The sequence below is a fragment of the Streptomonospora nanhaiensis genome, from assembly GCF_013410565.1.
In the GTDB taxonomy this organism is placed as follows: Bacteria; Actinomycetota; Actinomycetes; order Streptosporangiales; family Streptosporangiaceae; genus Streptomonospora; species Streptomonospora nanhaiensis.
Genome location: NZ_JACCFO010000001.1, coordinates 3,992,423 through 4,014,066, shown reverse-complemented (window position 1 = coordinate 4,014,066; position 21,644 = coordinate 3,992,423). Strand labels below are relative to the sequence as shown.

Sequence of the window (21,644 nt, the reverse complement as noted above, 5' to 3'; positions counted from 1 at the left end):
TGGCGGGGCCGCGACTGCCGAGACAGCCGATCGCCGCAACCGCGCGGCCCGGCGGAGGGGAGTTGCGGCCGCGATGTCGACGTGGGACCTGAGTACCGGCGACGTCGTCCGGGTGCTGGAGACCGTGGCCGGCCACATCGGCGACGAGGATGGCACCGAGGGCCTGAGCCTGCACGCCAGGTCGCTGGAGACGGCCGTCAACGACGCCAACGACGCCGCCGCCAGCGCGCCGATCGGTACCGCGCTCCAGGAGTTCTCCGGCCACTGCTTCGGGCTGGTCGGGTACATGATCGGCCGCGGCTCCAGCGGCGTCGCGGGCGCGGGCAACGCGACCCGGCACTACATCAACGGAAACCTGGAGATGGCTGCCGAGGCCCAGGCCAACGCCGGCAGTGTCGAGGACTGACCACCGCGCCCCCTGTCCGCCGGCGCCGGAGGCCGGCGGCATCCCCCCATCCCCCGGCGAGGACACCGCAGTGAGTGACGACCTCATCGACCCGGACTCCATATTCATCCCCGACGTCAACCCCGACGCGCTGGAGGACGCCGCCGCCGACCTGCGCACCCAGGGCGGGAACATCGCCGAGTCCGGCGGCGCCGTCAAGAGCTCGTGGTCGGACCTGCGGGACCACTACGTCGCCCCCGAGGCCGAGACGCTGTTCGCGGTGATGGACCCGGTCTCGGAGAAGGACGACGAGGTCGACGTGGACCTGGGGCAGGTCGCCGCGGCCCTGGAGACCTTCGCGGAGACCGCCCGCGACCTCAAGGCCCAGCTCGTGCAGGCCAAAGCGGACGCCCAGGACTTCCTCGCCTCGATCGAGGGCGACGACGACTGGGACGACGGCGGCTTCCTCGGCGGCGAGAGCGACAAGGTCGGCGAGCACAACGACCTGCTCAACCGGGTGAACTCCCTGGCGCACCGCTACTGGGCGGCCGAGCGCGACTGCGCCAACGCCATCACCGCGCTGTTCGGCGGCACCCGGTTCGTCGGCGCCGACGCCGACGGCGGGCAACCCCGCGAGGGCGAGGTCGTCTACGGCACGGCCGAGCCCTTCTCCGACGTCGAGACCCCGTGGGGGTCGCCGCAGAGCACCGACCACTGGGGCCACGTGGACCTGGTGCACGGCGCGGGCGACGTGCTGATGGGCACGCTGGAGGACTTCGGCGGCGCGATCGGCCTCCACGGCGACGAGGGCTGGCTGTGGCAGGGCGGCAGCTGGACGGACAACTTCGGCGGCTACTGGGGCGACTCGATCGCCGGCCTCGGCGCGATGGTCGGCGTCTACAACCCCGAGACCGGGGAGTTCACCACCAGCCTGGGCGAGGCGTGGGACGTGGCCCGGGGCGCCTGGGGCGACGCGATCCACGGGCTCTTCCCCTGGACGGAACTGGGCGAGCGGCCGGGGTACGTCTTCGGCACCCTCCTGACGAACGTCGGCATGATCGCGGGCGGGGCCGCGCTGAGCGCCACGGGCCTGGGCGCGGTCGTCGGTGTGCCCATGATCGCCAATCGCGTCAACCGCATCCTGGGGTCGGTGGGCCGCGGCGGCGACTCGTCCGGGGACGGGTCCGACGGCGGCGACGGCTCCGGGCAGCGCGACGGCCAGATGCCGGGCACCACGCCCAACGGAAACTCGCAGCGGGTGACCCGGCCGGAGAGCATCGAGCCGGGCGAGGGCTTCGACACCTCCGGTATCGGAGACATGAGCGAATCGCTCAGCCAACTCAACGCCACCCGGAACCCGGTGCCCGACCAGCCCTCCACCCCGCCCGCCGCGGACCCCGCGCCCGAGCCCGGGCCCCAGCCGGAGACCGGGGACGGGCCGCCCCAGGACCGGCCTTCGACGGAGCCGCCCCCGGAGCCCGATCCGGAGCAGAGTCCCGAGCGGCGCCGGAGCAGACCGGCGAGGACCCCGACCGCCCGCGCGGCGAGGACCCCGCCGCCCAGGATCCCGCGCGCCGCGACCCCACCGCCGAGGAGGTCGACGACGCCTTCTCCGAGATCGCCCGCCGCAACGAGGACCTCGCCGACGCGATGGACGACATCGACGGCGGCCGGATGGCGGAACTCGACGGCGAGGCCCCCTGGACCATCGACGCCCTGGAGGACTCCGGCGCGGACGGCGGCCGCGGCGGCCCCGACGAGGAGGCCCGGGTTCCGGTCACCCCCGACGGCCTGGAGACGAGCCGCAACGACCCGGAGGGCACCGAGGGCACGGGCGGCAGCGGCACCGACCCACGGCTGGACGGCGACAGCCGGCCCGTGGAGGTGACCGAGGACCCGCGCGCCGAGGACAACCCGCCGACCGGCGGCGGTGGCGGCGACCGCCCACCCGGCGGCGGCCCGCCCGGAGGGGGCCCGCCCGGAGGCGGTGGCGGGGACGGCCCTCCGTCTCCCAATCCCGAACCGGGCTCTCCGACACCGGAATCGCGGGACGGCGGTATGGGGGACTCCCAGGAGGCGAGCGTGCGGGACATACTCCGGGAGCACCGCTTGCAGCCGAACAAGATCGACAAGGTGGTCGAACTCCTGCGGAACCACCCGTCCCGCCTTGGGAGCCAGATCGCCGACATTATCATTGAGGGCCGGATCACCCAGGTCAGAGGCTTCGGACACATCGTCTCCGATTTCGGATCCGAACGGAAATTCCTAGGCATCAGCGCCGAACTGAGATTTGTCGACAACCTGATCAGGCAGGGTTACCCGCCGCAGCGCCTGGAGTTCGGGGACGACGGCCACTGGGGGCGCTCCCATGAAATACCCGTTGACGAATACGACGTCGACGCGCAGATCACAAGCCCCGACGGAGATGTCTGGTCCTATCAGATCAAGCGCACAGGAGGAGAGCCTGGCGTGTTCCCCTCGGACAACGCCTTGGTGAAAAACGCAAAGGGAGCACTCAACCAACTGAGGGAGCTTCAGGAGATTCCCAACCTCAGAACGTTTGCGATAATGGAGGTAAACGCCCCTCAGCGCACTCTGTCGCCTGAAGTGATGAGGAGGCTGGAATCCGCCGTATCGAGAAGTGGGTCTCCATTGCGGATTTACTTCACGGATGGCATGCTGACCATACCACCGAACACTCAGATCTATCCCCCGAAGTAGACCCAGGGGCGTTGAGATGTCTTCACTGATGAGCGTGCGGAGCCCGATCGCAACGTGGACCTGGCTTCTTGATCACGATGTAGACGCAGACGGGCTCGACGTGGGGGCACCGATCGCGCTGACGGTGGCCGACACGCTGGAGAAGGCCGGACTGCTGGTGCTCGACCATGTCGACGTAGAGTGGCACAGCGGCGCAACGGGACCGATCTGGCCGCGGACACGAATCCGAAATCCTTTTCGGGAGACCCCCGAGGCGTTTTCCTCGGATATTCGAAAAAGCCGCCCATCGGGCCATCCCGACGCGATCCCCTCACATCTCCACTTGCGCGGAAGGGGATACTGGGCTACTCCCTCAGACACTCTGAGAGAGGAACCGGACATCTGCTCAGCGACTCTTACCGTGTACGACTCTGCCACCCTGCTTACGGTGGGAGTCCATCACGACATCTGGTCGCTCAGCGACTTCCTCGGACGGCCGCACCCCGATGTTCACGAGCGCAACGCGCCACGGCTCGAAAAGGCCCTGCGCGACCTTGAGACCGCATTGAGCACTCCTCTCGACGCCGATGAACCTGACGAGCCGACGAAATACGCCGAACCCGTCGGCTATGGCGTTTCTCTCACCATCCAAGCCGAAGATGCAGGTGAAAACCCATGAGGCGCCCGGAAGCGCGCGGACCCATTGCCCATTGGAATTGGAGGACCGCGGAAACCGGACCGGACCTCAATAAGGCCCTACTCCTCTCGCGCGAGGTGATCGACCGACTTGCTGAAAACGGCCTGGTCGACCGCTGTGAACTCGCTGTGGACTGGAGCCACGTTAGCGAGGACGTCTCCAGGTTCACTTCCCTCTTCAGGCGGGCGCGCACAGCACCACTCGATGAACTCGCCGACGCAGTCCTCGCGAATACTCCTGCCGTCGCACCGGATGCGGCGCCGCTACGACTCACCTTCTTGGGCTACGGCGGGATATCCGCTCCTGACGGCGGCGGTCAAGGACACGACCGGATCGTGGAGGTGAACACCGCTCCCGGCGCTGACCGCCTGGGAGTCGAAGTATGCGTCTTCCACGACATCTGGGCGGAGCGCGACTTCTTCGGCACCCCGCACCCCGAGGTCCACGAACGGAACGCGCCGCGCCTGGCCGCCGGGCTGCGGGCCGTTGAGCAGGCGCTCGGCTTCCCCGGCACCCCCGGCGGTCCGACGTTCTTCGGCACCCCCTATAACTACGGCGTGAGCGCCCATGTCGGCGAGGACGGCACGGGCGTCGACGTCAGCGACCACCTGTAGGCCCCAGACCCGGCACAGAGGGGACCCCCCACATGACCCACGACGTCGTCGCGCTCCTGGAGAACCGCCCCACCATGCGCGGAATGACCAGGGCCCTGGTCCACGCCGACCCCGGGGCGCGCGTCCGCACGGTGGCCGAGGGCGCCGTGGTGGAGATGCGCGACGACTCCGGCCGGCTGCTCGCCGCCGCGCAGGCCGGGCAGCGGCTGTCCGGCCTGGACGAGGTCCGCCGGCTGCTGGGCGGAGGCGACGCGGTGGTCTGGCGGAGCGGCGCCGGCACGGACCCCGCCCGGACCCCGCTGCCCGAGCGCCCGTGGTGGGTCGAGGCGCGCGGCGGCGAACTCGGCGCCGACGGCACCGGCACCGGCAACGATGCCGACACCGACACCGCCGACATGGCGCGGCGCTTCGCCGCCGCGCTCGTGGCCCAGTTCGGCGGCTACATCTGGGAGGCCAAACCGCGCCTGCGCCGGGACGATCCGCTGCTGCTGGGAACGACCGACCACCCCGCCGTCTCCCTGTCCACCGAGCGGGTGGCGGTCGCGGTGCAGGACCGGCCCGTGGTGCCGCTGTCGCCGTGGATCATCGACGCGGTCGCCGGGCAGGGGCGGGAGCAGCGCGCGTTCCAGCTGGTCACCCCGCCCGAGGCGCGGCTGACCCACGAACTGGCCGCCCTGCTGCAGAACCCGATGGCGCGATGGGTTGTACGCGCATCCGACGGCACCTACTACGACGGCCTCTTCGGCGCCCCGCTGGTGTGGCACCAGGACGCCGGATTCGTGCGCGACCCCGAGCGGGCGTCCGACCGCGCGGTGCATCCGCTGTTCCGCCGGAAGGACGACACCCTGGTCGACCACCTCGTCCTCGACCTGAAGATGCTGCACCCGGCCGACTCCGAACTGCGCGTCGGGGGAGAGGTGGAACTGCTGGCCGGGGCCCTCGCCGGGTCCGCGCCGGCGCTGTGGGGGACGAGCGAGCCCGCGCCGCTGGTGTGGGACCGCGAAAAGCTGACCGAACTCGTCCGGAAGCGCGCGCCGCGCGGCTCGCGGGTGGTGTTCCTGGGACCGCACGGAGGCGCGCGGCCGTTCAGCGGGAGCCTTCGCGTGGAACGGGTGGCGGAGGGCGTGAAGGAGAGCGTCACGCTGGCGGTGGCCTACCCGGCGGGGACCGAGCCGGGCCTGTCGGCGGTGAGGGGACTGGTCGAGGAACTGGGCACGGGCGGCAGCCTCCAGTCCCTCAACGTCCACCGCCGACGCGGCCGCGCCGACCTCACGCGCGCGGCGTCCTACAGCGGGGCGCTGGTTCCGGTCGGGCTGGCGCTGGGAGCGGAGGGGGTCCACAGGGTCGGCGGCCTCGACCACGCGACGGCGGCCCCCGTCCCGCCGGTGCGCATCGGCCCGCGTCTGACGCCGACACTGTGGTACGCGATCGGCGACGGCACCGACCCGGGGGCCCGGCGGCAACTCCGGGGGCTGATCTCGCACCTGCGGCCCAAGAAGACGGAGTCCGCCGACTGATCTTCGCGTGCCCCGTTCATCCCGGGCGCGCGGGGAGCACCCTTATTGAAATGGGACGATAGCGGCCGCTCCCTTCTTGCGGTACCACTTTGCCGCCATTTCCCCGCCCATCCGTTGATCCTTCGCCCCCACTCGAAAGGGCGGTTTGGCCCTTCCTGGGGTGCGCGTCGGGTTGGGATTGGCTCGGGAAAAACGTCATAGACGGTTTACACGCCGAAATGATCTCGTTACTGTGATTGGGAGCGCTCCCAGGAGTGACGCAGATCATCCAGGAGCGCGACAACCGCCAAGGCTCCGGCGCACCGCGGTGGAGCCCGATGCGTTCTGGGAGCGCTCCCAGATCGCCGCCGAACGTCCATCCCCCTCCATCCCCGCAAACGACACCGGCACCCACCCCTCCCCCTGGCGCATCCCCCATTCGCCTCCCGGGCGGCTCCCCCACAACGCCCGCATCCCCCGCACCCCGTATCCCCCACCCCGCATCCCCCGTCTTCCGGTGCGACGCCCCGAGGCGTCCGCCCGTCCCCGCGCACGCCGTCTCCGGCGCCCGGCGTCCGGACCCCGCCTGTCGGCCGGTGCGGTCACCCCGCGTGTCCGCGCGCGACCGTCCGTGTTCTCCCAGTCGACTCCGTGCCCCACCCCCGGCTTCACGCGCCCTCGGGCGTATCCCCCACATCCCGCCGCCGTGGCGGGACCTCACGGAAACTGGAGGTACTCCTCACCATGGGTTCCCGGCTGTTAACCCGATGGCCGCGCGGGCGGCTGTTAGCGGGCGGCGTCGCCGCGGGCCTTGTGGCCGCGCTGATGCCGGCCACACCCGCGTTCGCCGCCACGGCGTGTTCCGTCGACTACCAGATCACCAACGAGTGGGGCAGCGGCTTCACCGCCAACGTCACGGTGACCAACGAGGGCGACCCGGTCAACAACTGGTCGCTGGGCTGGGCGTTCCCCGACGGCCAGCGCGTCACCAACGGCTGGTCCGGCGAGTTCAGCCAGAGCGGCGCCAACGTGACCGTGCGCCACCCCGGCTGGAACCCCGACCTCGGCACCGGCGAGTCCGCCACCGTCGGGTTCCAGGGCAGCATCAGCGGCTCCAACGGCGTGCCCGAGTCGTTCACCCTCAACGGCACCGCCTGCAACGGCGCCGAGGAGAACGCGGCCCCCGAGGTCGAGCTGACCTCACCGGCCGACGGCGCGACCTTCCTCGCCGGCGAGGACATCGAACTGGCCGCCGAGGCCAGCGACAGCGACGGCGAGATCGACCACGTGGTCTTCGAGGCCGACGGCACCGAGATCGCCACCGACGACTCCGCCCCCTACACCGCCACCTGGTCCGGCGCCGAGGTCGGCCCCTACTCGGTCACGGCCACCGCGGTCGACGACCAGGGCGCCAGCACCACCTCCGACGCCGCGGCCGTCGAGGTCATCGACGAGCCCCAACTCCAGGCCACCCCCGCCAACCTCAGCGTGCGCCAGGGCGGCACCGCCACCTTCGACGTCTCGCTGTCCAACGCCCCCGACGCCCCCGTGGACGTCACCGTCGAGCGCACCGAGGGCAGCTCCGACATCACCGTCTCCGAGGGCGCCGAGCTGACCTTCACGCCCGACAACTGGGACACCGAACAGGAGGTCACGGTCTCCTCGGCGGACAACGGCGGCGCGCTCGGCTCGGCGGTCATCACCGCCTCCGGCCAGGGCTACGGGTCCGACACCGTCGAGGTCACCGAGATCGACCCCAACACCTCGGACTACGAGGCGGCGTTCCTTGAGCAGTACGAGAAGATCAAGGACCCCGCCAGCGGCTACTTCCGCGAGTTCGACGGCCTGCTGGTGCCCTACCACTCGGTCGAGACGCTGATCGTGGAGGCGCCCGACCACGGCCACGCCACCACCTCCGAGGCGTTCAGCTACTACCTGTGGCTGGAGGCCGACTACGGCCGCATCACCGGCGACTGGGGCCCCTTCAACGACGCGTGGGCGTCGCTGGAGGAGTTCATCATCCCCGAGACCGAGGACCAGCCGACCAACGGCTCCTACGACCCCTCGGCGCCGGCGACCTACATCCCCGAGCACGACACCCCGCAGGGCTACCCCGCGGCGCTCGACCAGGGCGTGCCCGTCGGCGACGACCCGCTGGCCCAGGAGCTGAGCAGCACCTACGGGACCGACGAGGTCTACGGCATGCACTGGCTGCTGGACGTCGACAACACCTACGGCTACGGCTTCTGCGGTGACGGCACCGACGACGCCCCGGCCTTCATCAACACCTTCCAGCGCGGCTCGCAGGAGTCGGTGTGGGAGACGGTGCCGCACCCCTCGTGCGAGACGTTCGAGCACGGCGGCGACAACGGGTTCCTCGACCTGTTCACCGACGACTCCGCCTACTCCCAGCAGTGGCGCTACACCAACGCCCCCGACGCCGACGCCCGCGCGGTGCAGGTGGCGTACTGGGCCCACCAGTGGGCCGAGGAGCAGGGCAACGCCGACGAGGTCGCCGACGTGGTCAGCGACGCCTCCAAGATGGGCGACTACCTGCGCTACGCCATGTTCGACAAGTACTTCAAGGAGATCGGCGACTGCGTCGGTCCGCAGCAGTGCGCGGCCGGCCAGGGCAAGAACAGCGCCCACTACCTGATGTCCTGGTACTACGCCTGGGGCGGCGCCATGGAGTCGGCGCAGTACCCGTGGGCCTGGCGCATCGGCGGCAGCTCCTCCCACCAGGGCTACCAGAACCCCATGGCGGCCTACGCGCTGTCGGAGGTGCCCGAGCTGATCCCTGAGTCGCCCACGGCGGCCGAGGACTGGGCCACCAGCCTGGACCGGCAGCTGGAGTTCATGGAGTGGCTCCAGTCGTCCGAGGGCGGCATCGCCGGCGGCGCGACCAACAGCTGGGCGGGCAGGTACGCCCAGCCGCCGGCCGGGTCCCCCACCTTCTACGGCCTCTACTACGACTGGCAGCCGGTCTGGCACGACCCGCCGTCCAACCGCTGGTTCGGCTTCCAGGTGTGGGGCATGGAGCGCGTCGCCCAGCTCTACTACGAGACCGGCGACGAGCGCGCCGGCGGCATCCTGGAGGACTGGGTGCCCTGGGCCATCGCCAACACCGAGGTCGGAACGGGCGGCGACTTCGCGGTCCCGGCCGACATGGAGTGGTCGGGCGAGCCCGACACCTGGGACGGGGAGTCCACCGGCAACCCCGACCTGCACGTCGAGGTCGTCTCGCACGGCCAGGACGTCGGTGTCGCGGCCTCCCTGGCCAAGACGCTGCTCTACTACGCCGCCGCCTCCGGCGACGCCGAGGCCCGCACCACGGGCGAGGGCCTGCTGGACGCGCTGATCGCCAACGAGGACGACATCGGCATCGCCGTCGAGGAGACCCGCGCCGACTACGCGCGCTTCGACGACGAGGTGTACGTCCCCAGCGGCTGGTCGGGCCAGATGGCCAACGGCGACCCGGTCGAGCCCGGCTCGACGTTCCTGTCCATCCGCTCCTTCTACGAGGACGACCCGCAGTGGTCCAAGGTCGAGGACTACCTCGCCAACCCCGACGGGCCGGCCCCCACCTTCACCTACCACCGCTTCTGGTCGCAGGCGGAGATCGCCACGGCCTTCGCGACGCACGACAACCTGTTCGGCTAGCCGGCCGGACACCGACGACCTCCGGTCCGGCGGGCCTCGCGTTCCGCCGCCGCCGCACGGCGGCGGGGCGCTGAACGCCGGACCGGAAGAACCGGCCGCCGGACATCCCAGCCCGGCGGCCGCCCTCCCCATCCCCTAACCGGCCCGCCGCACCCGGTCCCCGGACCGGCGGGCCACGCGTCCAAGGAGGATCTATGAGATCACAGCCCCATCGCGGGCGCGGCCGATGGTGGCCGGGCCGGGCCGTGGCGGGCGCCTCGGCGCTCGCGCTCGGCGCGGCCACGCTCGCCGTGGCCGCACCCGCGCAGGCGGCCGAGGGGTGCGAGGTCGAGTACACGGTGGTGAACCAGTGGTCCACCGGCTTCACGGCCAGTGTGACCATCACCAATCTCGGCGACGCGCTCAACTCCTGGGAGCTGGAGTGGGAGTTCTCCGGCAACCAGCGCATCGGCAACGGCTGGAACGGCTCCTTCAGCCAGTCCGGCCAGGCCGTGACCGTCACCAACGCCAACTACAACGGCACGCTGGCCACCAACGGCAGCGCGCAGATCGGCTTCAACGGCACCTACAGCGGTGAGAACGAGGTGCCGGAGTCGTTCACCCTCAACGGCGTGGTCTGCGACGGCGGCACGGGCCCCGGCAACCCCGACCCGACCGACCCGCCGGACCCCGACCCCACGGACCCCCCGGAGCCGAGTGAGAAGGTCGACAACCCGTTCGCGGGCGCCGACATGTACGTCAACCCGATCTGGTCGCAGAACGCGGCCGGCGAGCCGGGCGGCGACGCGATCGCCGACGAGTCCACCGCGGTGTGGATGGACCGGCGCGGCGCCATCGAGGGCAACGACAGCCCCACCACCGGCAGCATGGGGCTGCGCGACCACCTTGAGGAGGCCGTGGCCCAGTCCGACGGCGACCCCATGGTGATCCAGGTCGTCATCTACAACCTCCCCGGCCGCGACTGCGCGGCGCTGGCCTCCAACGGCGAGCTGGACGCCGACGAGATCGACGTCTACAAGAACGAGTACATCGACCCGATCGCCGACATCATGAGCGACCCGGCGTTCGCCGACCTGCGCATCGTGACCACGATCGAGCCGGACTCGCTGCCCAACCTCGTCACCAACGTGGGCAGCCGGCCCACCGCGACCGAGAACTGCAACGAGATGCTGGCCAACGGCAACTACGTCGAGGGCGTGGCCTACGCCCTGGACCAGCTCGGCGCCATCCCCAACGTCTACAACTACATCGACGCCGGCCACCACGGCTGGCTGGGCTGGGACGACAACCTGGGCCCGTCGGTGGAGCTGTTCCACGACGCCGCCACCACCGGGGGCGCCTCGGTGGACGACGTGCACGGGTTCATCGTCAACACCGCCAACTACTCGGCGCTGGAGGAGCCCTACATCGACGTCAACGGCACCGTCAACGGCCAGCAGATCCGCCAGTCGCGCTGGGTCGACTGGAACCGGTACGTCGACGAGCTGTCCTTCGCCCAGGCGCTGCGCACCCGCGCCGTGTCCGCCGGCTTCAACAGCGACATCGGCATGCTGATCGACACCTCCCGCAACGGGTGGGGCGGTTCGGAGCGGCCGAGCGGCCCCAGCTCCTCCACCGACCTCAACTCCTTCGTCGAGGCCAGCCGCATCGACCGGCGCATCCACGTCGGCAACTGGTGCAACCAGTCCGGAGCGGGCCTGGGCGAGCGCCCGCAGGCCAACCCCGAGCCGGGCATCGACGCCTACGTGTGGGTGAAGCCTCCGGGCGAGTCCGACGGCTCCAGCGAGTTCATCGACAACGACGAGGGCAAGGGCTTCGACCGGATGTGCGACCCCACCTACGAGGGCAACGCGCGCAACAACTACAACATGTCCGGCGCGCTGGCCAACGCCCCGCTGTCCGGCCACTGGTTCCCGGCGCAGTTCCAGGAGCTGCTGGCCAACGCTTACCCGCCGGTGTAGAGAGGATGATTCCGCTGGACATCTGAACCGACCGCTGTCCGCACCCAGCGGGCCGCGCCCCGGCCGGTGCCGGCCGGGGCGCGGCCCTCGCGTGTGCCCGCCGCCGGCCGGGCCGGGCGCATCCGGCCGAGGGCGGGCGGGCTCAGCCCCGGGGCAGCCAGGCGGCGCCGCTGTCGTCGTGGGCGCGGCGGTCGGAGTCGTGGCCGCCGGCGTAGCGGCTCTGCGGCACGGCATCCACGTCGGGCCCGATCCCGTGCCCCGGGCCGACCGGGCCGGCGGGCACCGGCGGGCCGGGCGGCGCGGCCGGGCCGGCCGCGCCGAGAGGGCCCGCGGCCGAGGCGGGTGCCGCGTGCTGGGGCGCCCGCTGGGGGCCGCCGAGGCCGTCGGGGGAGTCGGGCCGGCGGCCGTCGCGCTCGGCCGACAACGTGCTAAAGTCGCTCAGCCGGGCGATCTCCTGGGAGAACGCGTCGCTGGCGGCCTGCATCTGGATCTGCACCGCCCGGCAGAACGTCTGGATCCAGGCGACCCGGCGCTCCATCTCCTCCACCTCGCGGGTGTAGGAGGAGCCGGCGCCGGCGCGGTAGCCGCGCGCGGCCTCGTCGGCGGCCGCGCCGGCCTGGTCGCGCGCCTCCACCAGGATGTCCTCGGCCTGCCGGCGGGCCTGCACGGTGAGCTGGCGGCAGTACTCCTGGGCCTGGGCGACGTAGGCGTCGGCCTGCTGCTGGGCGGCCGAGAGCAGGTTGACCGCCTCGGCGGGCGGGCCCTCGACGGAGGCGGCCGAGTGGTTCTGCTCGCGGTAGCGGCGGCGCAGCCGGTCGATCTCGGCGCGCAGGCTGGCCTTCTCGGCGTCGCTGGCGGCGAGGTCCTCGGCGACGCGGCCGATGAACAGCCGCACCTCCTCCTCGTTGTACCCGCGCCGGCCCAGCGAGGCCCGGGAGAACTCCTGGGCACGGACGCGCTCGGGACTCAGCCGCTGAGAAGACCGGCTCCTGGCACCCATGTCCTCGCGTGCGGTCACGGATTCCCTCCGCTCGTGCTGGTGGTGTCGAAGTCCTCGTATCGGACGCGGTCCTCGGTGACGCCCGCCTGGGCGAGGCGGCGCAGCGTGCCGGTGACCATCTCCGGCGAGCCGCAGACGTAGACGTCCTCGTCGGGCCAGGTGCCGTAGCGCAGCGCGACGTCCACGGCGTCCCCGGACTCGACACCGGGCCGGGGGGCCTCGCGCGAGACGCACGGGACCACGCGCAGCCACGGACACGCCCCGGCCAGCTCGTGCAGGGCCGGGTAATCGTAGTGGTCGCGCGCGTAGGGCGCTCCGACGAACAGGCTGACGCGGCGGACGTCGCCGCCCGCCTGCTCGGCGCGGAGCTGCTCGATCATCGCCTTGAACGGGGCCAGCCCGGTGCCGCCCGCCACCATCAGCAGGTCCCGCTTGCCGCCGAGGAGCAGCCGGTCGCCCACGGGCGCGCCCAGGCGCAGCGAGTCGCCGGGCTGCACGCCCTGGACGAGGGTGGTGCTGACGGGGCCGCCTCCCACGAGCCGGACGTGGAACTCGATGGTGCCGTTGCGGCGGGGCGCGTTGGCGGGGGTGTAGAACCGCCACACGTTGGGCCGCAGCCGGGTCTCGACCGCCACGCTCTGGCCGGGCCGGTACTCCAGCTCGTACTCGGGCTGGACGGTGATGACCGCGACGTCGGCGCTGCGCCGCTCATGGCTGATCACCCGGGCGTCCCACCACGGCGGGGTGGTGCGCGCCGACTCGTCGGCGGCCTCGGTCATGACCTTGGCGACCAGGCCGTAGGCCTCGCTCCAGTCCTCGGCGAGTTCGGGTTTCCACTCCGGGCCGAGGAAGTGGGCGAGCGTGTGCAGGAGGGCCTGGCCGACGGCGGGGTAGTGCTCGGCGACGACCGCGAACTTGCGGTGGTCGCGGCCCAGGCCCTGGAGGAAGGGCACCAGTTCGTCGACGCGGTCGACGTCGGAGACGATCCGGCCGAGCGCGCCGACGAGCCGGTCGCGCTGGCCGGCCATGCTGACCGGGAACAGCGACCGGGTCTCGGGGTGGGTGATGAACAGTGTGGAGTAGAAGAACAGTGGGACTTCGTCTCCGTAGGCCGCGACCTTCTTCCAACTGTCCTTCAGCCGCGTGACATCCACGTGATCAGATTCCTTAGCAGGGATCCCGCGCCCGGGCGGCGGGCCGCGGCGGCGGCCGCGGGCGGGGCGGTGGGCGGGAGCGGCCGGGGGCGGGCCGCGCGACAGGCGGCACACCGCAGGGCGCCCGGTCGTCTCCCGCTTCCGGCGCGCGGCCGTGTCCGCCGCCGGCACGCCCGGGCACGGGCGTCCGGGGGACGGGCGGGGTCAGCCCTCGGTCTTGCCGACGATGGCGCCGGAGAGGGGGGCGACGGCGCCGATGATCTCGTCGATGGTGTCGCCGGGCACGCCGGCGGCCTTGAGGGAGTCGACGAGGTGGGCGGCGACCAGGTCGAAGTGGCGCTGCTCGATGCCGCGGCCGCGGTGGACCTCGTCCATCGCGCCGCCGCTGTAGAGGTCGGGGCCGCCCAGGGCGGCGCTGAAGAACTCGACCTGGCGCCCTTTGAGCTTGGGCAGGCTGGTGCCGGTGAAGAAGCCGGCCAGTTCGGGGTCGGCCATGATGCGCACGTAGAGGTCGTCGACCACGGTGGTGAGGGCGTCGTGGCCGCCGATGCGCTCGTAAATGGTTGCGGTTTCGTTCGTCACGAGGGGCACCTCAGCATGGAATGGAAGAAGGGAAGGGAGATGCGCGAGAGAACTCGGGGCTGAACCCTACAGACGCCGTTACCAAAACGTCAAAAGTCAGCCCGAATCTGTCCGAAACCCCGCATTTGCCCAGATAGCAGGGCATGCGACAGGCCGCGCGAGCACGTACCGAACAGGCGTCCTCACTGAATACCCGGGTATTTCGTCCGGGTTCGGGACCTTTGGCATTCATTGTGAAACGGGGTGCGCGCCCACCCGCGCCGAGAGCCGCGCGGCCCTACGCCGCCGGGCGTCGCGCCGCCGGGGCCGCGGCCCCGGCGGCGGAGCGGCGCCCCAGATCATGTGTCATGTGTCACGTGTCGTCCGCTTCCTGTGCCCGCGGCGGCGCAGCGCGCTCCGGCGCCGTGGCACCGTTTAGGGACGCGCCGGGGCGGCGCGGACGTCGCGGGCACGGGAGGCGGACATGGCGGCACCGGTGATCGGTATCTCGGCCTACGCGGAGGAGGCCCGCTGGGGGCGCGAGTGGGCCATGCCCGCCGTCCTGCTCCCGGACGCCTACGCCCGGGCCGTGGCCGCCGCCGGTGCGGTGCCGGTGGTCCTGCCGCCGGTGGCCGGGGTGCACGCGGCGCTGGACCGGCTCGACGGGCTGGTCCTGGCCGGGGGCGGCGACGTCGACCCCGCGCGCTACGGCGCCGCGCCCCACGAGCGCACCGGCGGCGTCCTGGCCGCGCGCGACGACGCCGAGCTCGCACTGCTGGAGGCGGCCCTGGCCGCGGGCACGCCGGTGCTGGGCATCTGCCGGGGCATGCAGCTCCTCAACGTCGCCCGGGGCGGTACGCTGCACCAGCACCTGCCCGACGTCCTCGGCGACACCGCCGCGGCCGCGCACCTTGAGCGGCCCGGCGTCTTCGGCGACCACCCCGTGCGCCTGGACCCGGCGAGCCGGCTGGCGGCGCTGCACGGCGCCACCCGCGTCACCGTGGCCGCCTACCACCACCAGGCGGTGGCGGACCTGGGGCACGGCCTGGTGCCCGCGGCCTGGGCCGACGACGGCACCGTCGAGGCGCTGGAGGCGCCCGAGGAGCCCGGCGTGCTGGCCGTGCAGTGGCACCCGGAGATGCGCGCGGACCCCGTGCTGTTCCGCTGGCTGGCCGAGGCCGCCGCCAAGCGGGCCGCCGAGCGCGGATAGCCGCGCCGCACGGCGGAAATTCCGCTGCGCCCGGGGCAATGGCGGCGGAGGAAAACTCCGCCGCGCGACGGTCGTCGAAAATTTTCGGCGAATATGCAATTGCACGGGAGCCGAATGGCTCCGGCGGGCTTTCGCGGATTCGCGGCCAATGCGCGCCCGGTTTTGCCCGCGCGGAAATCGCGCGCGGCACAGCCGCGCGGCGCGGTGCGCGGAAAAAGGGCGAGGGGCGCCCCGGCGGGCGCCACCCCCGCGGGATCAGCCCGCGTGGTGGGCGGCGGCCGACGCGGGAGCGGCGCGGAAGGACGTGCTGAACTCCGCCCAGGTGATCATGGGGCCGACGTAGTCGCTGGTCTCGTGGTCGAGATCGGGGTCGAAGATGCTGGTGTAGCCGCGTTCGGCGTAGCCGGGGCCGCCGTGCAGGGGCAGCCGCCCCCACTCCTTGGTCAGCGCCGCCGCCAGGAAGAGTCCGCGGCCGTCGGGGCGTTCGAGGTCGGGGGCCAGCACCCGCGCGGTGGTGCGGGGTGCGCCCCGGCGCGGGCCTTCGTCGTGGACCTCCAGGTGGAGGGCGCCCGAGACCAGGCCGACCAGGCTCACGAACACGGTGCCGCCGGGCTGGCCGGACGCGGTGTGGCGCACGGCGTTGCCGAAGAACTCGCTGACCACGAGTTCGACGGCGTCGGCGACATCGGGGAACGGCCGCATGTGGCGGCGCGCCCAGAGCCGGGCCTCGCGGCACTCGCGGGCGGCGCCGGCGAACGTGCGGCACGCCCGCAGCGTGTAGATGCCGACGTCGTCGTCCACTCCGTCGCACTGGGCCATCCGGGCCACCGCCTTACGGTGCTTGTCGATCCTCCGGAGTGAGCACCGCGGAAGGCGGCCCGGGCGCCGGACGAGCGCGGTGCCGGGCCCGCGCCCCGCGGCGCGGTGTCGGAGTCCAAGGGCGGCGACCGGGTCGCACCCGCCCCAGAGGAACCACCATCCATCGCCGAATTCTGCCGCAACCACGGCCCTCCGACAACCATCTTCACTGATTGTATACAGAATTGGCCGGCGAATCGCACCATCGCGAAGGGTGCCGGACAACCGATGGGGCTAACCCCAAGAGTACGCGGGAGCGCTCCTGAACGGGAGACAAAACGCAAACCGCCCTTATAGACCTTTGTCCTGAAACACGCCATTCACCGGCCCCCCGTGCGCACCCCGACACGCGCCCCGGCACCGGCGCGCGGCCGGGCCGCGCACGGCCGCCTAGGCTCGGCCGCACACGCCGTGCGGTGCGCCGCGCCGCACCCGTCCGGACAAGGAGTCCCGCCCATGCCGCCGACGCCCGTTCCCCTGGTCATCGACACCGACACCGCCCAGGACGACTGCGTCGCGCTGCTGGTGGGCCTGCTCGACCCGGCCGCCGACCTCCGGGCCATCACCATGGTGGCGGGCAACGTGGGGTTCGAGCGCCAGGTGCACAACGCCTTTCTCACCCTCAACGCCGCCGGGCGCCTCGGCGAGGTCCCCGTCCACCTGGGCTGCCGCCGCCCGCTGATGCGGCCCTGGGTCAGCGCCGAGAACGTGCACGGCGACGGCGTGGGCGGGCTGAGCATGGACGCCGGCGACCAGGCCCCCGAGAGCGAGCACGCGGTGGACGCGCTGGTGCGCCTGGCCGCCGAGCGCCCCGGCGAACTGTCGGTCGTGGCGATCGGGCCGCTCACCAACATCGCCGCCGCCGCGCTGAAGGACCCCGGCTTCGCGCGCAACGTCCGGGCCCTCTACGTCATGGGCGGTTCCAACAACGGGCGCGGCAACATCACCGCCGCCGCGGAGTTCAACTTCTACGTCGACCCCGAGGCCGCCAAGGCGGTCTTCGCGGCGGGCTTCGCGATCACCGTCGTGCCGTGGGACCCGCTCACCCTGCGGCGCGCGGTGTTCGGCCGCGAGACCCTGGCCCACATCGCCGCCCTGCGCACCCCGCTGGCCGACTTCTTCACCCGGGTCTGCGCCGCCACGCTGGAGTTCGACCGCGGCGTCGGCATCGACGGCACCACCCACCCCGACTCCCTGACCGCGGCCCTGCTGCTGCACCCCGAACTCGTCCGCGCCGCCGGCCGCTACCACGTCGACGTGGAGACCAGCGGCGAACTGACCCGCGGCTACTCGGCGATGTCGTGGGGCGTGCACGGGCTGGCGGCCAACGCCACGGTCGTGGAGGACGTCGACGCCGACGGGTTCCGCCGCTACCTCGCCGCCCTGCTGTCGAACCCGGTGGCGCCCTCGCGGCCCATCACCGGCCTGCCGCCGCGCTGAGCCCCGGAACCGCCGGAGCAGGGCGGGCGCGGCGGGCGGGACGGATGGACCGGCGGGCCGGGGCCCTCCGGTGCCTCAGCGCAGCCGGCGGGCCAGCCCCTCGTGGTCGACCACCAGCCCGTCGCGGTCGACCGTCAGCACGAACGAGCCGTTGAGGGGGTCGCTGTACTCGTAGCGCTCCTGGCCGTCGGCGGCGTAGAGCCGGGTGTAGCGCCGGGTCAGCCGCTGGATCCCCAGGCTGGGGACGTCGATCCGCACCACCGAGATGTCGCGGTACTCCCCCGGGCGCAGCCCGAGCCGGCGGATCGGCAGCGTGTTGGTGAGCGGGGTCGCGGCCACGTCCACGTCCAGGCAGCCGTCCAGCTCGGCCCGGCGGCGGCCGTTCACCGTCCACCCGGCGGCCTCGCGCCGCAGCTCCACACTCGCCGGTCCGGCGCCGGAGAGCACCTCCACCCGCGCCGCGCGGCTGACCCAGGCCAGGTCGGCGTGCACGGTGAAGCGGCTCGCGTAGCGCTCCTCGGTGCCGGCGACGGTCTCGCTGGCCTCCAGCCGGAAGCCGTGGGGCTGCGGCAGGAGGGTGCCGAGCCCCAGCCCGGACGCGACGTCGACCCGGGACCACGCGACGGGTTCTCCGCTGGAGGCTGGCATGGCACCGTTCTACCGGTACGTCCCGTTACACGGAAGAGCCCGGGTGTAACACCAGGCCACCGGGGCCGTGCCGGACACCGCCCGCGGGGTGCGCGGAACCCGGCGGCTCCCCGGCCTCCGCGCGGCTCTCGGCGCGCGGATCTGATCCCGCGTTGGCCGACAAAACGGGGCGACGCATCCCACACCGGGATGGTAGGACGGCGCAATGAGCCATCTGCACGTGTTCGACATGGACGGCACCCTCATCCACGGCACCAGCGCGGCGACGCAGATCGCCCGCACCTGCGGCACCGAGGCCGAACTGCTGGACCTGGAGCGCCGCTTCAGCGCCGGGGAGATCGACACCCGCGCGTTCTCGGCCACCCTGCACGCGCTGTGGAGTGAACTGACCGAGGAGCACGTCGAGCGGGCGTTCGCCGCCGCCCCCTTCCTCGCGGAGATCCGCGAGGTGTGCGCCGACATCCGCGCGCGCGGCGAGCACTCCCTGGTCATCACGATGTCGACCGACTTCTTCGCCCGCCGCCTGCTCGACTTCGGCTTCGACGAGGTGGTGGCCTCGCGCTTCCCCGCGCTGCCCTTCCGCGAGCCGCTCGACCCGGCCGATGTCCTCACGCCCCAGGACAAGGTCCGTGTGACCGAGGAGGCCCGCACGCGCGCCGGCATCCCCCTGGAGCGGTGCGTGGCCTACGGCGACTCCCTGTCGGACGCCCCGCTGTTCGGGCACGTGCCGCACAGCGTCGCGGTCAACGCCGACCACCACGTGGCGCGGCTGGCCCGCGCCCGGTACCGGGGCACGAGCCTGATGGGGGCCTACGTCCGGGGCCGCGCGCTGCTCGCCGGGGGCGCGGTGCCCGAGGCGGACGCGGTGGCGGGGGCCGGCGGAGGGCCGGCCGTGGACTAGCCGTCCAGCAGCCGGTCGAAGGCGTCCTCGGGCAGGCCGAGGTCCATGCGGATGCGGAACCGGGTGCGCACGAGTTCCATCAGCAGGTCGTGGACGTAGGGCGAGACGTCCTGGTGGCGGAACCGCTCGATGCCCAGCGTGGCCCAGGTGTGCGCGCCCTTGAGGTCGTCGTGGGCCTGCAGGGTCTCGGCGATGTGGATGTAGGTGGGCAGGTTGCGTGGGCCCTCGGCGCGCAACCGCTCCAACTGGGCGTAGGCGGAGTCGATGAGGTCCAGTTCCAGCAGCGCGCCGGCCTGCAGGGCGCGGGCGTCGATGATGGTGACCCCGCCGTCGTCGATGGCGCGCTGGTAGGCGGCCGAGGCGCGCTCGAACTCCTGGGCCATCTCCCACTGCTCGCCGGCGCGCACGAAGATCTCGGCGCGCGAGATCTCGCTGTCGGCGTCGACGCTGTTGGCCAGGCCCAGGAGTTCCAGGGCGACGTCGACGTGGTCGCCCGACTGGACGGCCCGGAACTCCAGCCGGTCCAGATCGGCGGTCGTCACGCGGGTCACTGCCACCCTCCCTCGCTGGCCGTCGTCCTGCCCGTCGTTGCCCGTTGGCGGTGCGCGGCGCCGGTCGTCCGCCGCACCGCCCTCACCCGCGCGCCGCGCGTTCCAGCGCGCTCCAGAACCCCTGCCGCAGGGCGTCGCGGACCTCGTCGCGCAGCAGGAAGTCGATCGGCAGCGCCGATCCCTGCAGCAGCCGCGCCTCCAGGTCGGAGGGCATGCGCGGGCGGCGGGCCAGCACCGCCTCCATCCACAGGGCCGGCGCGTCGCGCGCGATCGACTCGGCGAAGTCGCTGCCCTCCTGCCGTGCGGCCGTCACCGCGTCGTCGACGCTGCGTGCCGCCGGGGCTCCCGCCGACAGCGGGCCGACGCGCGGTGTGGGGTCGGTGTAGGGCCCGTGCTGGACCCGGTTGTCGGGCTGGGGGCCAGTACCCGGTGCGGTACCCGGTCTGGGTCCGCCGACGCTCCCGTAGCGGGAGTCACCGTCCGTACTGACCCCAAAAGTAGGGTTTGGGCCGGTGTTACCTCCGTACCCCGGATTCTCGCCGGTATTACCCCCGTAGCGCGGGTCCGCCTGCGGCGGTGGGGTGTTGCGGGTTGGCGGGTTGTCGCGGTCGTACTGGTGCCCCGCCATGGAGGGGTGGCCGCCCGTCGGCGGCATCGGGGCCTGGTGCGCCCCGCCCTGGTGGGCGCCGGCCTGGTGGGCGCCTGTGGGGTGCTGGCCGGGCGGCCGGGCCTGCTGCGGTGGCCCGCCGTAGGGGTTCTGGGTGCCGCGCATGCCCGGGTGGGCGCCGGTGCTGGGCGCGGGGAACCCGGTGTCGGCCGGGGGCTGGCTCCCGGCCATGCCGGCGTGCGCACCGGTCACGGGCGGCGGGGTGTGGCCGCCCGAGGGGAAACCGTTGGCGTCGATGGGCCCGGAGTGGTTGGGGCGCGGGCCGTCGACCCCGCCCGCGCCCTGCGGCGCGAGGTGGTCGCCGCCGCGCTGGGCCAGGCTCTGCCGCATGGCCCGCAGCTGGTCCATGGCGCTGCCGGTCATGGCGGGCTGCGCCCCGGTGTTGGCGAACACGGCCTCCAGGCCCGAGGACGCCGGCGGGGTGGGCTCGACCCGGCTGGAGCCCGGGTGCGCCGTCACCGGGCGGCGGGTGACCTCGGGGGCGCTGCGGGAACGCCCGTTGCTGAGCGGGGTGGTGGTCTCGGAGGCGTCCTCGTCGCCCAGGCCCGACAGCAGCGTGACGTAGGGGCGCAGGTGGCCCGCGCCGATCTCGATGAGGTCGTCGCACTCCCGTCGCAGCGCGCGCGAGATGGTCCAGTTGCCCTCGACGGAGATGTGCACGACCGTGACGCGGACGCCGAGATCCTGGACGTCGGCCACGACCTGGGCCATGTCCTCGTCGCCGGAGACGAGCACGGCCTCGCACAGCACGCCGGTGCGGGCGAGTGTGGTCAGGTCCCGTTGGACGTAGCTCTCGACGCCCTCCCGTCTGCCGGGACGGATTCGCGCGGCTCTGAACTTGATACCGGGGATGTCCGCGATTCCGTCCTGCTCCTGGGTCCGGCGGCCGTCGGCGGTCGCCTCGTACCAGTAGCAGCGCAACAGCGGGAGTTGCGTACGGTCGCGCGCCACCTCGTTGAGGAGTTGCACGAGTCCGGCGTAGTCCCATGACACGGAGTCGCGGTTGCGGGTTCCGTGCACTGCCATCGCGCCATCGGCGAGGAGGTAGCCGGCGTCTACGAACAGCGCGCAGCGATCCACGCGACACCGCCCCTTCCCGTTGGTTCGTTCCCCGGGGCGACGGATACGCACCGGGTCCTGC

At 72.5% G+C, this 21,644-nt stretch carries 18 protein-coding genes; 11 read left to right on the top strand and 7 right to left on the bottom strand.

The window, feature by feature from the left end; translation table 11 throughout:
- The first annotated feature begins 73 nt into the window (after positions 1–73).
- The 8 genes from HNR12_RS17635 (at position 74) to HNR12_RS17600 (ending at position 11,513) form a co-directional block, all read left to right on the top strand.
- Positions 74–406, top strand: a complete 333-nt coding sequence (locus HNR12_RS17635) for a DUF6507 family protein (RefSeq protein ID WP_179768656.1) — start codon at positions 74–76, stop codon at positions 404–406.
- A gap of 70 nt (positions 407–476) precedes the next feature.
- The gene (locus HNR12_RS17630; protein WP_179768655.1) at positions 477–2,273 is read left to right on the top strand and encodes a hypothetical protein; all 1,797 of its coding nucleotides are present in this window, start codon (positions 477–479) and stop codon (positions 2,271–2,273) included.
- A complete protein-coding gene (locus HNR12_RS17625; RefSeq protein ID WP_179768654.1) occupies positions 2,264–3,106 on the top strand; it encodes a hypothetical protein in 843 nt (280 codons plus the stop codon). Before HNR12_RS17630 ends, HNR12_RS17625 begins: the two co-directional genes overlap by 10 nt.
- Positions 3,107–3,122: 16 nt before the next feature.
- Entirely contained in the window at positions 3,123–3,764 is a 642-nt protein-coding gene (locus tag HNR12_RS17620) for a hypothetical protein (protein WP_179768653.1), read from the top strand.
- Between the two features lie 353 nt (positions 3,765–4,117).
- Positions 4,118–4,396, top strand: coding sequence for a hypothetical protein (locus HNR12_RS17615; protein ID WP_179768652.1), 279 nt, complete (start codon positions 4,118–4,120; stop codon positions 4,394–4,396).
- A 32-nt stretch (positions 4,397–4,428) separates the two neighbouring features.
- On the top strand, positions 4,429–5,913 hold the full coding sequence (locus tag HNR12_RS17610; RefSeq protein WP_179768651.1) for a DUF6177 family protein: 1,485 nt from the start codon (positions 4,429–4,431) through the stop codon (positions 5,911–5,913).
- Between the two features lie 804 nt (positions 5,914–6,717).
- On the top strand, positions 6,718–9,552 hold the full coding sequence (locus tag HNR12_RS17605; protein ID WP_394353917.1) for a glycoside hydrolase family 48 protein: 2,835 nt from the start codon (positions 6,718–6,720) through the stop codon (positions 9,550–9,552).
- A 194-nt stretch (positions 9,553–9,746) separates the two neighbouring features.
- A complete protein-coding gene (locus HNR12_RS17600) occupies positions 9,747–11,513 on the top strand; it encodes a glycoside hydrolase family 6 protein (protein ID WP_179768649.1) in 1,767 nt (588 codons plus the stop codon).
- 142 nt (positions 11,514–11,655) lie between these two features.
- Here the strand turns inward: HNR12_RS17600 and HNR12_RS17595 are convergent, their stop codons facing one another.
- The 3 genes from HNR12_RS17595 to HNR12_RS17585 all read right to left on the bottom strand — a co-directional run bounded on the left by HNR12_RS17595 (position 11,656) and on the right by HNR12_RS17585 (position 14,249).
- Complete coding sequence (locus tag HNR12_RS17595) at positions 11,656–12,531, bottom strand: DivIVA domain-containing protein (protein WP_179768648.1); 876 nt, start codon at positions 12,529–12,531, stop codon at positions 11,656–11,658.
- The gene (locus HNR12_RS17590; RefSeq protein WP_179768647.1) at positions 12,528–13,667 is read right to left on the bottom strand and encodes a globin domain-containing protein; all 1,140 of its coding nucleotides are present in this window, start codon (positions 13,665–13,667) and stop codon (positions 12,528–12,530) included. The genes HNR12_RS17595 and HNR12_RS17590 overlap by 4 nt, the downstream gene beginning before the upstream one ends.
- A 204-nt stretch (positions 13,668–13,871) precedes the next feature.
- On the bottom strand, positions 13,872–14,249 hold the full coding sequence (locus tag HNR12_RS17585; RefSeq protein WP_308118893.1) for a group I truncated hemoglobin: 378 nt from the start codon (positions 14,247–14,249) through the stop codon (positions 13,872–13,874).
- Positions 14,250–14,712: 463 nt separating this feature from the next.
- Here HNR12_RS17585 and HNR12_RS17580 point away from each other — a divergent pair, with 463 nt between their 5' ends.
- The gene (locus tag HNR12_RS17580) at positions 14,713–15,438 is read left to right on the top strand and encodes a gamma-glutamyl-gamma-aminobutyrate hydrolase family protein (RefSeq protein ID WP_179768645.1); all 726 of its coding nucleotides are present in this window, start codon (positions 14,713–14,715) and stop codon (positions 15,436–15,438) included.
- 255 nt (positions 15,439–15,693) lie between these two features.
- On the opposite strand, the gene HNR12_RS17575 is transcribed toward HNR12_RS17580, so the two are convergent.
- Positions 15,694–16,257 (bottom strand): ATP-binding protein, encoded by a 564-nt coding sequence (locus HNR12_RS17575; RefSeq protein WP_179768643.1) that lies wholly within the window; start codon positions 16,255–16,257, stop codon positions 15,694–15,696.
- Positions 16,258–16,752: 495 nt separating this feature from the next.
- On the opposite strand from HNR12_RS17575, the gene HNR12_RS17570 reads away from it, so the two are divergent.
- Complete coding sequence (locus HNR12_RS17570; RefSeq protein ID WP_179768641.1) at positions 16,753–17,736, top strand: nucleoside hydrolase; 984 nt, start codon at positions 16,753–16,755, stop codon at positions 17,734–17,736.
- A gap of 75 nt (positions 17,737–17,811) precedes the next feature.
- On the opposite strand, the gene HNR12_RS17565 is transcribed toward HNR12_RS17570, so the two are convergent.
- Positions 17,812–18,384 carry a putative glycolipid-binding domain-containing protein gene (locus HNR12_RS17565; protein ID WP_179768639.1) on the bottom strand — a complete coding sequence of 191 codons (573 nt, stop codon included), beginning with the start codon at positions 18,382–18,384 and terminating at the stop codon, positions 17,812–17,814.
- A 205-nt stretch (positions 18,385–18,589) separates the two neighbouring features.
- Between HNR12_RS17565 and HNR12_RS17560 the strand changes: the two genes are divergently transcribed.
- Entirely contained in the window at positions 18,590–19,285 is a 696-nt protein-coding gene (locus HNR12_RS17560) for an HAD family hydrolase (RefSeq protein WP_179768637.1), read from the top strand.
- Here HNR12_RS17560 and HNR12_RS17555 read toward each other — a convergent pair.
- Together HNR12_RS17555 and HNR12_RS17550 are read right to left on the bottom strand one after the other, a co-directional pair.
- Positions 19,282–19,836, bottom strand: a complete 555-nt coding sequence (locus tag HNR12_RS17555; protein WP_179768635.1) for a hypothetical protein — start codon at positions 19,834–19,836, stop codon at positions 19,282–19,284. The two genes, HNR12_RS17560 and HNR12_RS17555, sit on opposite strands and share 4 nt — an antisense overlap.
- Before the next feature lie 82 nt (positions 19,837–19,918).
- Positions 19,919–21,583 (bottom strand): NYN domain-containing protein, encoded by a 1,665-nt coding sequence (locus tag HNR12_RS17550; RefSeq protein WP_179768633.1) that lies wholly within the window; start codon positions 21,581–21,583, stop codon positions 19,919–19,921.
- Between the last annotated feature and the right edge of the window lie 61 nt (positions 21,584–21,644).